Below are 12,634 nucleotides of genomic sequence, written 5' to 3'. Positions count from 1 at the left end.
CCGCTCGACGTTCAGGCAGAAGGCGGAGTACGCCCTCCCCTTTGCGGTGATTCCCGTCCAGCAGGGCGAGGTGAGCACCCGCCTCGGCTGCCGCTGGAGTTCCTCGAAGGTGAACCGCACCTCCCGGACCCCCTCCGCCAGGTCGGCGAGAGGCAGTCCCACCTTCTTCTCCTCCGCCTTGAAGGCCCGGTACGCCACCTCCCCGTTCGTCTCGGGGGCGAGGTGAAGAATGAGGTTCGCCGCGTCGACCGCCTCCTCCACGGAAGGATACGTCCGTCCGTTCCATTCCGCCGTGGGACGCCTCTGCGCGAGTTCATCGTAGAGGTCCTCGATCGGCCAGGAAAGCCCGTGGACGCCGATGCCGTCCCTCCTGGCCAGCGGCCCGAAGGAGATGAACCTTCGGTACAGGTTCGCGTAGTCCCGCTCGACGACGACCAGGTTCGGCATCGTCTTCCCGGGGACGAGGTCGCACTCCCCCGCCTTCCAGTCCTTCACGACCGGCTGGGCGAGCTCGGCCGGCGTGTCGTGCATGAGGGGAGCGGCGACGAGGTCCCGGACCTTTTCCGGGAAATGCACCCGCGCGAGGTCGCTGAACTTCTCCGCGATCGCCTTGAAGATGTCCCAGTCGCTCCTGGACTCCCAGCAGGGGGGAACCGCGGCGGACAGCGGATGGATGTAGGAATGCATGTCGGTGCTGTTCAGGTCGTTCTTCTCGTACCAGGTCGCGGTGGGCAGGACGATGTCCGAGTAGAGGGCCGACGTGTCCATCCGGAAGTTGATGTCGACCACCAGGTCGAGCTTCCCCTCCGGCGCCGGCTCGCGCCAGGAAATCTCCGCGGCGGATCCCTTCCCGACCTCCTCGGAGACCAGGTTGTCGTGCGTCCCCAGGTAATGCCGGAGGAAGTACTCGTGCCCCTTGGCGCTCGCCATCAGCGCGTTCCCGCGCCAGATGATCCACAGGCGCGGCCAGTTCTCCGGGGCGTCGGGATCTTCCACCGCGAAGCGGAGGCTCCCTTCCTTCAGCCGTTCCGTGACCCGGCGGACGATCTCCCCGTCCGACTTCGCCCCCGCCTCTTCCGCCTCCCGGACGATGTCGAGGGGATTCTCGTTGAACTGCGGGTAGAAGGGGAGCCACCCCATCCGGACGGCCTTCGCCTGGAGGTCCATCGTGTGACCCCGGTTGAGCCGCCCGTCGCCGTTGCCCGCCCCCGCCGTAAGCGGGGAGTTGTATTCGTCAAAGCCCCGCTCGTATCGCCACTGACAGGAATGCACGTAGTGGAACGACGGGGCGTTCTGGAGTCTCGGGGGTTTGCCCCAGTCCAGGGCGAAGGCCAGCGTCCCCCAGGGAGCCATGGGGACGAGCTTCTCCTGGCCGACGTAATGATTGAGCCCTCCGCCGTTCTTCCCCACGCATCCGCACAGGATCAGACTCACGATCCCGGCGCGGTACATCAGGTTGTTGTGGTACCAGTGGTTGACGCCCGCCCCGATGATGATCGAGCAGCGCCCCTCCGTCTTCTCCGCCGTCGACGCGAATTCCCGGGCGAACTGGAGGACCGTCTTCGCCTCGATCCCCGTGAACTTCTCCTGCCAGGCGGGGGTATACGGAATCGCCTCGTCCTCGTACCGTTCCGGATACTCCCCCGGAAGTCCCCGGGAGACGCCGAACTGGGCCATGATCAGGTCGAACACGGTCGCCACGGCCACCGTTCCCCCGTCCGTTTCGACGTACTTCACCGGGACTCCGCGCGCAAACGTCCGGTTCTCCGAAAAGTCGGCCACCTCGAGCGGGAGGACATCGTCGTGGACGCCGAGCATCGAAAGAAGGGGGGAAATCTCCCGGCCGTCCACCCCGTCCTTCATCTCGAGGTTCCACTTCCCCTTCTCCTCCTGCCACCGGTAGCCGATGGTGCCCTGCGGCATCCGGGGGCCGCCGGAGGTTTCGTCCCAGACGAGGAACTTCCAGTCGGGATTCTCCACGTCCCGATACCGGTCGAGGCTTCGGGCCCGCAGGAGCCGCTTTACGTCCGCCGCGGATCCCTCCCGTCCCGCGCCTTCCCCGGGGTTCACCACGACGAGAAAGGGGGCGTCGGAATACCGCTTGAGGTACTCCTCGAAGTACGGCGTCTGCCGCTCCGCGAAGAACTCCTTGAGGATCACGTGGTTCACCGCCATCCAGAAGGCGCCGTCCTGTCCCGCGTTGAGGGGGATCCACCAGTCCGCATACTTCGAGACCATGCTGAAGTCGGGAGAGAGGACGACCAGCTTGCTTCCGTTGTGGCGCGCCTCGGCTGCGAAGTGGACATCCGGGGTCCTGGTCATCCCCAGGTTCGCCCCCATCACCACGATGTACTTGCTGTTGTACCAGTCCGCGCTCTCGGCGACGTCGGTCTGCTCCCCCCAAACTTCCGGGGAAGCGGGCGGGAGGTCGCTGTACCAGTCGTAGAAACTCAGGTTCACGCCGCCCAGAAGCTGGAGGAACCGGGAGCCTCCCGCGTAGCTCAGCATGGACATGGCGGGGATGGGGGAGAACCCGATGATCCGGTCGGCCCCGTGCCGCTTCACCGTGTGGAGGGCGCTGGCGGCGATGATCTCGAGGACCTCCTCCCAGGAGGCGCGCCGGAATCCTCCCTTCCCCCGCGCCCGCTGGTACGCCCGCCTGCTTTCCCCGTCCTCCACGAGGGAGGTCCAGGCCGCGACGGGATCGTCGTGCTTCGCCCGGGCCTTCCTCCAGAGGTCCATCAGGACTCCCCGGACGTACGGGTACTTCACCCGGATCGGGCTGTAGACATACCAGGAGGTGGAGATCCCCCGCTGGCAGCCGCGCGGCTCGTAGGGGGGAAGATCCCCCGCCAGGCGGGGATAGTCCGTCGCCTGGAGCTCCCAGGTGATGATCCCGTCCTTGACGTGGACCATCCAGGAGCAGCCGCCGGTGCAGTTGACGCCGTGGGTGCTGCGGACGACCTTGTCATGTTGCCAGCGGTTGCGGTAGAACTCCTCCCACCGGCGGTTCCGGGGGTCCGCAATGTCCCTGATCCAGCTCATCCGTTACCCCTTCCCGGCCCCGCCGCCCTTCGCAGGAGCGGACGACGGACCTCCGAAAGCCTCTTCCGCCACACGACGTGCGCAAGTCCCGTCACGAGAAGGAACCCTCCCAGCCCGAGCAGGAGGAAACCCCCTTTCTCCTCTTCCGGCTCCCCTTCCGCCGATACCCGCAGAAACGCCTTGAGGTGCGCCTGCTCCTCGGGAGTGAGGGGACGGGCATCGTAGATCGGCTTCATCGAGGGGAAGGGGAACGCGGCCAGGACGGGGGTGATCCCCTCATCGCCGTAGTCGGCATACGTCTGCGACAGGTCCGGCCCGAGCGTGCCGCCCATCCCGGGCAGGGGGGAGATTGCGTGACAGGCCACGCACGCGGCCCCGCCGTTCACAAAGCGGGTCGTTCCGGAAAAAACGGCTCGACCGATCTCCGGGTCGCCCGCCTTCGGAGCAGGCGCCTCTCCGGGAGACGGGGCGGGCTTCGCAGCGGTCGCCGCGGAGGCGCTCTGCCCGGAGAGGTACGCAAGGATCGCTTCCGCCTCATCCGGGGAAATCCCCAAGTCCGGCATCCGGAGGCCCCGGAACTCCTCGAGCAACTTCCCCGCCACGGGGTCTCCGCTGTCGAGAAGCGCCCCGGGGGCGGTGATGATCCGGACGAGCCAGGCATGGTCCCGTCTCGAGGTGACGCCCGCGAGATCCGGTCCGGCGGAGCGGCCGCCGCCGACGGTGTGGCAGGCGGAGCAGTTCTTCTGGAAGATCGCCTCTCCCCGCTCCGCCAGGGGGGACAGATGGACGCCCAGGGCGGGCGCCGCAAAGGCGCATGCGCAGGAGAGGAAGAAGATCGCCCACAAGCGTTTCCTCACGGGTGCTGCCCTCCTCTCTCGGCGGGGTTCCCGAGGATATACCGTTGTTCGGTTTGCTGCATACCGCCGATAGATCCCTCGGCGGTTTCTCGATCCCGGACCGGTGGAGATCCGATCCTCACTCCCCTCGCGGCGCCCGGGGGGCCGAGGAGTTACGCCTGCTCGGCCCCTTCCTCCGGCACCTGGACCGTTCCGGAAACCATCGGCCCCTCCGCGACAGGGTGATATCAATAAAAAGACGACGTTTTAATTTTTCTCGTCCCCTCGTCCTAAAGTCCTTGACCTAAGTCAAGAACGGAAGGAAATTTCTCCCAGGGATCGCGGAGTTCCTGGACGTCCATTTCCCTCCGGAGGATTGGTACAATGACCTTTCCGTTCCCATTCCGGGTCAAGGAGAAACCGGACAGGCATGACGACGATCGCGCTCGGAAAGGCTGCGGCTTCCGTTGAAGGGTGACGCTCCCGTTTCCGGCTTCCGGTTCACCCGGGAGGAGATCTCCGGCTCCCTGGGAGACCTCGGGACCTTCCTTCCTCTCACCCTCGGGTACATCACCCAGTGCGGGCTCTCCCCCGCCCCCGTATTCTTCTTCGCGGGGCTGTGGAACGTCGTAACCGGGTTTCTCTTCCGGCTCCCGATCCCCGTCCAGCCGATGAAGGCGATCGCGGCGGTGGCGATCGCGGAGGGGATGCACCCGGCGGAAATCGCCGCGGCAGGCATCCTCATGGGGGGAATGGTCTTCCTGATCGGGATCTTTCCCCACGCAGGCCGGGTCCTCTCGCTTACCCCCCGGCCCGTCGTCCGGGGAATCCAGCTGGGGATCGGTTTCAAGCTTTTCCTGGCCGGGGTGCAGGCCATTCTTCCCCTTCCGCTCATCGGCTGGGACAGCCTCCTGGTGGGGGGGATCGCCGTTTCCCTGATCGTCCTCTCCTCTTTCCGCCGAAAGGTGCCGGCGGCGCTCATCCTGTTCCTTCTCGGATTTGTCCTGCTTCGGGTCTCCCGGCCCGAGCTGTTCGGGAACCTCGACCTTGCCCCTTGGACCCCGGAACTCGTCGTCCCCTCCCCCACCGACTGGTGGCGAGGATTCACGAAAGGGACGATCGCCCAGCTGCCGCTTACGCTTCTCAACTCCATCGTGGCCGTCTGCGCCCTTTCCGGGGACCTGTTCCCCGGGAGGAAGATCCCCGAGGCGCGGATGGCGCAAAGCGTGGGAGTCATGAACCTGATCTCGTGCTGGTTCGGGGGGATGCCGGTGTGCCATGGCGCGGGAGGGCTGGCGGGGCAGTACTATTTCGGGGCACGGACGGGCGGGTCGGTCGTCTTCCTCGGGGGGATGAAGATGGCCATCGGGGTGGCGGCGGCGACGCTTCTTGCCCCTCTCCAGAACTTCCCGCAGAGCATCCTCGGAGGCCTCCTCGTCTTCGCGGGGCTGGAACTGTCCCTTCCCGCCCGGGATCTGTCGTCCCGGGAGAATTTTTTGACGGCGCTGATCACCGCGGGGCTGATCCTGTCGGTGAACGTCACGGCCGGATTCCTGGCCGGGCTCGTCTTCTGGCGCATTTTTCACGGGGGGAAACCGGAAGCGGACCGCAAATGAGGCGACCGGCGCACTCCATCCGAAACCACGCCGCTTCAATGGATATCTGAGAACCTGAACCGCCCCGGGATCAGCCGTCCTCCCGTTCCCCCGGACCGGGGAAGGCAGCCGGCTTGCGGCGCTTGATCCACCCCCAGAACCGGTCCTCCTTCCGCTCGAACCGCTCCCGCCAGGCGCGCAGAAACGAGAGGTTCCCCGCGTCGTCGAAGAGGGAATAGGCCACCGGGGTGACGACCAGGGTCAGCAGCAGGCAGAGCGCCTGCCCCCCGATGATGACCTTCGCCATGGAGGCCCGGGAGGCGGCGCCCGGCCCTTTCCCGAGGGCGATCGGGATCATCGCGGCGATCAGCGTGATCGTGGTCATCAGGATCGGCCGCAGCCTCGCTGCGTTCGCCTCGAGGATCGCCGCGTCCCGCTCCACGCCCCGGGAGCGCAGCGTGTTCGTGTAGTCCACCTGGAGGATCCCGTTCTTCTTCACGATCCCGAAGAGCATGAACAGCCCCATGATGCTGTAGATGTTCAGCGACTCCTGCAGGAGAAGCAGCGACAGCAGCGCGAACGGGATCGAGATCGGCAGGGCGAGCATGATGGTGACCGGGTGGAGGAAGCTCTCGAACTGGGCGGCCAGCACCATGTACATGAAGACGACCGAGAGCAGCAGGGCAATGAGGAAGTTCACGAGCGTCTCCTGCAGCGTCTTCCCCCTCCCGAAGAACTCGATCCGGTACTCTTGGGGCAAATCGACCCCCTTTACGATCTCCCGGATCCGGTCCATGGCGCCTCCCAGCGGGAGGCCTTCCAGGTTCGACACGATCGTCACCTGCCTCTGCCGCGTGGTGCGGTCGATCTGGGCCGGTCCGAGCTCCGGCGACAGGACCCCCACGTCGCGGATCCGGACCTTCCCCACCTTCGACGAGGGAACGGGGAGGTCGGCGACCCCTCCCACCGAACGCCGGTACGGGAGGTCGGCGCGCAGCCAGACGTCGTACTGGTCCGCCTCCTCCTTGTACTTCGTGACCTTCTCCCCTCCCACGAAGATGTTCAGCGACGAGGCGATGTCCTGGATCTGGACCCCCAGGTCGGAGGCCCGCTTCCGGTCCACGTAGACGCGCAGCTCCGGCTTCCGGTTCGACAGCGTCGTGTCGGCGTCCACGAACCCCTTGACCTTCTTCATCTCCCCGACGATCCGGTCGCCGTACTCCTGGAGCTTCCCCAGCTCCGGCCCGCTCAGGGTGAAGTTCACGGGGGTCTGCCGGATTCCGCTGCCCCGGCCGATCGCCGAGATGTTCTGCACGGAGTAGCGCAGGGACGGATACTTCGCGAGAGCGACGCGTACATCCTTCATGACGTCGAACTGCGAGTACCGCCGTTTCTCCAGCTCCACGGTGCGGACGTAGATCGTCCCCTGGGTGACGTCCCCTTCCGCCACGTCCCCGATGGAGGTGAGCAGGTGCGAAACCCCCCGGACCTTCCGGATGTCCGCCTCCGCCTCCCGGACCAGCGCATCCGACGTCTCGAGCGTGTACCCCTCCGGGGTCTGGAAGTAGACCTCGAACTCCCCCTGGTCGTCGTAGGGGATGAAATCCTTCCCGATGGCCCGGACCAGCGGAACGGAGGAGAGGATGACCAGCAGGGCGATCGCCACGACCGCCCAGCGGTGCGCAAGGGATTTCCTCAGGATGGCGAGATAGGCATCGGAGACGGCCCGGTAGAACCGGTTCTCCTTGGACGACTTCCGGGGCTTCGCGCCGTCGCCGTGCGCGACCTTGAGGTACCGGGACGAGAGCATCGGCGTCAGGGTGAAGGAGATGAACCAGGAGATGAGGATCGCGAAAGCGACGGTGATGCCGTACGAGCGGAAGAACCGTCCCACCGTCCCGTACATGAAGGCGACGGGAAGGAAGATGACGACGAGGGAGAGGGTGGTCGCCGAGACGGCCAGCCCGATCTCCGCGGTGGCCTCCACCGCGGCGCTCCGGGGCTTCGTCCCCAGCTCCTCGACGTGCCGGAAGATGTTCTCCAGCACGACGATCGCGTCGTCGATGACGATGCCGACCGATAGGGTCAGCGCCAGGAGGGTGATGTTGTTCAGCGTGAAGCCGAGCGCCTGCATGACGGTGAAGGTGGCCACGATCGACGTGGGGATCGCCACCGAGGCGATCAGCGTGGACCGCCAGTCCCCCCCCATGAAGAGAAAGACCACCAGGGAGGCGAGAATCGCACCCAGGACCAGATGGGTCTTGACCTCGTGGATGGAGCGGAGGATGAACCGGGACTGATCGCGGATCGGATCGATCCGGATGTCGGCGGGAAGGGTCGTTTGGAGGAGGGCCAGCCGCTTCTTGACCTTGTCGATCACCTCGATGGTGTTCGTCCCGGACTGCTTCTGGACGATGAGGTTGACCGAGGGGTTTCCGTCGAACCGGGCCAGCGAGCGCGCCTCCTCCTCCCCGTTTTCCACCCTCCCGATGTCCCCGATCGTCACCGGTCGGCCGCCGATGTTCGCCACGATCAGCCGCAGGAAATCCTCCACGGCCGGCATCCGCCCCATCGTCCGGAGGACCATCTCCCGGGTCCCCGCGTCGACACGCCCCCCGGGGATCTCCAGGTTCTGGGCGGCGAGCGCGGCCTTGACCCGTGGGACCGTCAGCCCGAACCCCTCCATGCGGGAGGGGTTCAGGTAGATGTTCACGGCGCGCTTCCTCCCCCCGACGATCCGGACCGCCCCCACGCCGTTCACGGTCTCGATGTTCTGCTTGACCCGGTCGTCCGCGATCTTGGTGATCTCCCGGAGGTCCCGGTTCCCCGACACGGCGAGCGTCATCACCGGGGCCGCGTCGATGTCGAACTTGACGACCACCGGAGGGTCGGTCCCCTCGGGAAGACTCCGGATCACGGTCGCGATCTTGTCCCGGACGTCCTGCGCGGCCACGTCCCCGTCCCGCTCGAGGACGAACCGGACGACCACGTCGGAAACCCCCTCCCGGGAGACCGAGCGCAGCTCGTCGATGCCGGAGATGGTGTTGACCGCCTCCTCGATCGGCTTGGTGATCGTGGTCTCGATCTCCTCCGGGCTCGCCCCCTTGAGCATCGTGGTCACGGTGACGATCGGGATGTCGATGTTGGGGAACAGGTCCACGCCGAGCCGGGTGTACGAGACGATCCCGAGCACCACCAGGACCGCCGTCAGCATGGTCGCGAAGACCGGGCGGCGGACGCAGATCTCCGAGAGCTTCATCCGGCCTTCCCCTCGGGCACCCGGACGGCGGCCCCCTCGACGAGCTTCCCCAGGCCGGATACGGCCACCGCCTCCCCCGCCCGGACCCCTTCGGTCACCTCCACCCGGTCGCCGAGGTCGGCGCCGAGCCGCACCTTCCTCTCCCGGGCCACCCCTTCGGAGATGACGAACAGCTTGTCGATCCCGGCGAAGGTGATCACGGCCTGCTTCGGGACGGTCACCGCCTCACGGTCCACCCGGAGGACGATCGCCCCCTTTCCGAAAAAGCCGGCCTTGAGCTCCCGGCTTTCGTTCCGGAAGACCGCCTCGATCTGGATCGCCCGGTTGGACACGTTGGAGGAGGGGGCGATCCGCTGCAGGGTGCCGCGGAAGAGCTTCCCCGGATGCCCGTCCACCGAAAGCTCCACCGGGAGCCCGGGCCGAAGGGACGGTGCGAAGGCTTCCGGCACCTCCCCCAGCAGCCGGATCGGCCGGTCGTTCACGAGGCGGAAGAGGGGGGTCCCCGCCTTCACATATTCCCCGGCGGATACGAGACGCTCCTGCACGGAACCGTGGACGGGGGACCTCGCCTCGGCGTCGCGGAGCTTCTTCTCCGCGAGGGAAAACTGGGCGCGCCTGCCGCGGAGCACGGCCAGAAGGTTGTTCGCCTCCTCGCGCGCCGCCCGCTGGTTCGCCTCCGCGACCTGGAATCTCGCCTCCGCGTCGTCCACCTCCTTGCGGGCGATCAGCTTCTTCTCGAAGAGCTCCCGGCGGCGCTCGAGGTCGGTCTTCGCGTTCCCGTATTCCGCGGCCGCCTTCCGGACCAGGGAGGTCCCCTCGATGTCGACCGACCCGGCGTCCGGGGGGATCCCCAGCTTCGCGGCGACCTGGTCGACCTCGGCCCCGGCCTGGTCCCGGCGGAACCGGAACTCGTCCGGCGCCAGCGTCAGGAGGAGCTGCCCCTTCGCCACCGGGTCCCCGAGGTCGACGCGAACCGACTCGACCGTACCCTCCGCCTCGGAGGAGACCGTCAGCTCCTCGACGCCGGCCAGCGATCCCACGAACTCGGCCTTCCGCTGGATCTCGGCGCGCTGCGCGAGGGCCGTCTCGATCGGGATCGGTTCCCGTTCCGCGGCCGGTTTCCCGGCCCCGGCCTGCGACTCGGCGGACTTCTGACCGCAGGCAGAAAGAAGAAGCGAGGCGGCCAGGAAAAGCGCCGCGAATCCCGTCCTGTGCTTCATGGACCGCTCGTTCATGTCGGAGAACTCCTCTGTCGCCGGGATCACCGGCCGATCGCGCGCAGGAGCGCGGCGACGGAAACGCTGTAGTCGTAGAGGGCGTCGATGTGCCCGGTGTCGGCCCGGGTGCTCTGCACCTGGGCGTCGATCATTTCGATGATGTCCCCCGCTCCCACCTCGTACCGGCCGGTGGCCAGCCGCAGGTTTTCACCCGAGGCCTCGAGCTCCTTTTCCCTCGCGGCGATCCGCTCCCGGGATTCCTCCATCGAGAGCGCCCCCGCCTCCACCTCGAGCCGGACCAGCCGCCGCTCGTCGGTCACGGCGTGCCTCGCCGAGGACACGGTTGCCTCCGCCTCCCGGACCCGCTCGCTCGTGAGAAACCCGGTAAACACCGGAACCTCGAACAGGAGGGAGATGTTGTGGGTTTTCTTCAGGGGAAAATCCTCGTTCGAATATCCGTAGCCGCCGTTGGCCGTGAGGAAGGGAAGATGCTCCGCGCGGGCGGCCTGCAGGGCCCTCTCGGCGGCCCGCAGGCGGTATACCAGGGCCCGCAGCTCGGGACGGTTCTCCTCCGCCTCCCGGACCCAGTCCCCGGTAGTGCCGGGAAACGTCTCCGTCGCGAGCGCGTCCACGAGGTCGAACTCCCGGGGGCCGTCGATCCCCATCCGGTTCAGCAGGGTGATCCTCGCCACCCGCAATTCGTTCTCGGCTCTGGTTAGCTCCGCCCGGGCCTGGTAGAGGTTCGCCTCGGCGCGGGCCACGTCGATCCTCGCCCGGATCCCGGCCTCGTAGAAGGCCTGGGCCTGGCGGAGCAGAGCCTCCCGCTGGGAAACGGTCTCGCGGTTCACCGACAGGATCCTCCGGGCGCGCAGGATGTTGAAGTAGGCGACCTTCGCCCGGAAGGCGACCTCCTCCCGGGTCACCTTCCCCGTCTCCCTGGATGCCGACAGCAGCGAGTCGGCCCGGCGGAGGCCCGCTCTCCTGCGCCCGAAATCCGTGATCACCTGGGAGAGGTTCCCCCCCGCGTTGACGGCCGAGGTGGAAAAGCTGCGGCCGGTGGAGGAAGAGAAGCCCTCGAACTCCGAGTACCGGGTCGAGAGGCTGACGGTGGGATAGTAGAGCGCCCCCGCCTGTCCCTTCCTCGCGGCGGCTGCCGCGGTCTCGTCGTCGGCCTGGTGCACCAGGGGATGGTTGGCGAGGGCGATCCCCACTACGTTCTCGAGGTCCCAGACCGTTCGGGCCCCGGGGGCGTTGTCCGTCGCGGGAAGCGGCGGGCTCGCCGCGCCCCCTTCCGCGCCGCATGGGTGGAAGGCCAGGGTCAGGCACCCGGCCAGCAGGAGTCTCCGGACGATCCTTCCCGCGGTGTTCGGAACGAGGATCCCGGAGCTCATTTCCTTCGCCCCCCCTTCCGTTTCCGCCCCGTCCCGCCCTCCGGAGCGAGCGCCCGGAGGCTGTACTCCTCGACCATGGGGGAGAGCCGCGACAGGGGGACGTGGATGATTCCGAGCAGGCTGTGCCGCGTGGTCCCGTAGAGGATTCCCCGGAGAAGCCCCGCCGTGTCCCGCATGGAAAACCGCGTGGAAAGGGTGCCGTCGTCCGCCCCCCGGGACAGGACACCGGAGAGAAGATCCGTCATCCGGTTGAAGCGGTGTCGGGTTTCCGCGGGTCTCCCGGCGCTCTCCGTCGCAAGATGGTTCGGGAAATCCCGGAGGATGACGAGGAAACGGGTCCTGTTCCGCTCGAGGAACTCGAAGTGGAACCGGATCAGCGCGGTCAGCGTTTCCGCTCCGGTTGTTCCCTCCGCCGCGAGCGCCTCCGCGCCGGTCAGGTATTCCTTCAGCAGTTCGTCGAAGATGGTGAGAAAGATCCCGTCCTTGCTGCCGAAGTGGTGGTAGAGCGTCCCCTCGGCGACGCCCGCCTCATGCGCGATCTCCGACGTCGGGGTCTTGTCGTACCCCTTTTCCGCGAACAGACGGGAAGCGACATCCAGGATGGCGGAACGCTTGCTCGTATCCCCCAACGACCCCCCCCTTGACCGAGTGAGCACTCAGTCGGTCCAGACACGATAAACGGCGGAGGGGGTCCTGTCAATGGGATACCCGGCCCCGGCCGGGGCAAGACCTTCGCCGGGCCGATGAAAGGTTTCCCACCGGGAAACGACTACTCCTCAAACAACCATACGAAGGAAAGGGGGAACCATGAAACCTTGGAAGATGGGGGATGAAACACGAGGGGATGCCTGCCATGACGAAACAGGAGGCCCTGCTCGCCGCCCTTCGGGGGCGGGATTCCTTCTCGGGCCGCTCCTCCGAGAGAACCTGGCTGGTCGGCATCCCGAAGCACAAGATCGCCGATCATTTTCGCAGGATGCCCCGGGAAGTTCTCCACGGGGAGGGTCCGGAGACCGTTCCCTTCGACGCCGCGGGGCACTGGAAGACCGGACCGGCGGATTGGCGGGGCGATCCGGCCGAACTCTGCAGGCAGGCCGATTTTCTCGATCACCTCCGCCGGTGCCTGTCCACCCTCTCCGCGAACCAGTCCGGCGGATCGCCGTCCCGGAGGATCCCCCGGCGGGACTGTCCCGGGACACCCTGCCCGCGCAGGCGCGCGAGCGGATCCTGAGATCGCTCTCCGGCGGTTAGCGGTCCTCCGTAGATCTTCCACACGCGGAGGGGATTGTTT

General features: G+C 66.9%; 7 protein-coding genes and 1 pseudogene (1 of these 8 cut by a window edge). 2 read left to right on the top strand and 6 right to left on the bottom strand.

All coding sequences use genetic code 11. The features are described from left to right. A pseudogene (locus tag A2X88_06660) lies at positions 1–3,045 on the bottom strand (nitrate reductase subunit alpha); it reaches 609 nt to the left of the window's first position. Further along, complete coding sequence (locus A2X88_06655) at positions 3,042–3,890, bottom strand: hypothetical protein (protein OGP32893.1); 849 nt, start codon at positions 3,888–3,890, stop codon at positions 3,042–3,044. The pseudogene A2X88_06660 and the gene A2X88_06655 overlap by 4 nt, the downstream one beginning before the upstream one ends. A 458-nt stretch (positions 3,891–4,348) precedes the next feature. Here A2X88_06655 and A2X88_06650 point away from each other — a divergent pair, with 458 nt between their 5' ends. Continuing rightward, entirely contained in the window at positions 4,349–5,497 is a 1,149-nt protein-coding gene (locus tag A2X88_06650) for a hypothetical protein (protein ID OGP32892.1), read from the top strand. Between the two features lie 70 nt (positions 5,498–5,567). On the opposite strand, the gene A2X88_06645 is transcribed toward A2X88_06650, so the two are convergent. The 4 genes from A2X88_06645 to A2X88_06630 are packed head-to-tail and all read right to left on the bottom strand — an operon-like array spanning position 5,568 to position 11,972. After that, positions 5,568–8,735, bottom strand: coding sequence for an RND transporter (locus A2X88_06645; GenBank protein OGP32891.1), 3,168 nt, complete (start codon positions 8,733–8,735; stop codon positions 5,568–5,570). Then, complete coding sequence (locus A2X88_06640; GenBank protein ID OGP32890.1) at positions 8,732–9,970, bottom strand: hypothetical protein; 1,239 nt, start codon at positions 9,968–9,970, stop codon at positions 8,732–8,734. Before A2X88_06640 ends, A2X88_06645 begins: the two co-directional genes overlap by 4 nt. A 26-nt stretch (positions 9,971–9,996) precedes the next feature. After that, positions 9,997–11,343, bottom strand: coding sequence for a hypothetical protein (locus tag A2X88_06635; protein OGP32889.1), 1,347 nt, complete (start codon positions 11,341–11,343; stop codon positions 9,997–9,999). Further along, positions 11,340–11,972, bottom strand: a complete 633-nt coding sequence (locus A2X88_06630; GenBank protein ID OGP32888.1) for a hypothetical protein — start codon at positions 11,970–11,972, stop codon at positions 11,340–11,342. The genes A2X88_06635 and A2X88_06630 overlap by 4 nt, the downstream gene beginning before the upstream one ends. 200 nt (positions 11,973–12,172) lie before the next feature. On the opposite strand from A2X88_06630, the gene A2X88_06625 reads away from it, so the two are divergent. Continuing rightward, a complete protein-coding gene (locus tag A2X88_06625) occupies positions 12,173–12,574 on the top strand; it encodes a hypothetical protein (protein OGP32887.1) in 402 nt (133 codons plus the stop codon). Positions 12,575–12,634 lie beyond the last annotated feature (60 nt).

The organism is Deltaproteobacteria bacterium GWC2_65_14 (assembly GCA_001797615.1).
Classification (GTDB): domain Bacteria; phylum Desulfobacterota; class Deferrimicrobia; order Deferrimicrobiales; family Deferrimicrobiaceae; genus GWC2-65-14.
Note: the sequence above shows the minus strand (reverse complement) of the source record. Positions and strands in the feature narration are given on the sequence as shown.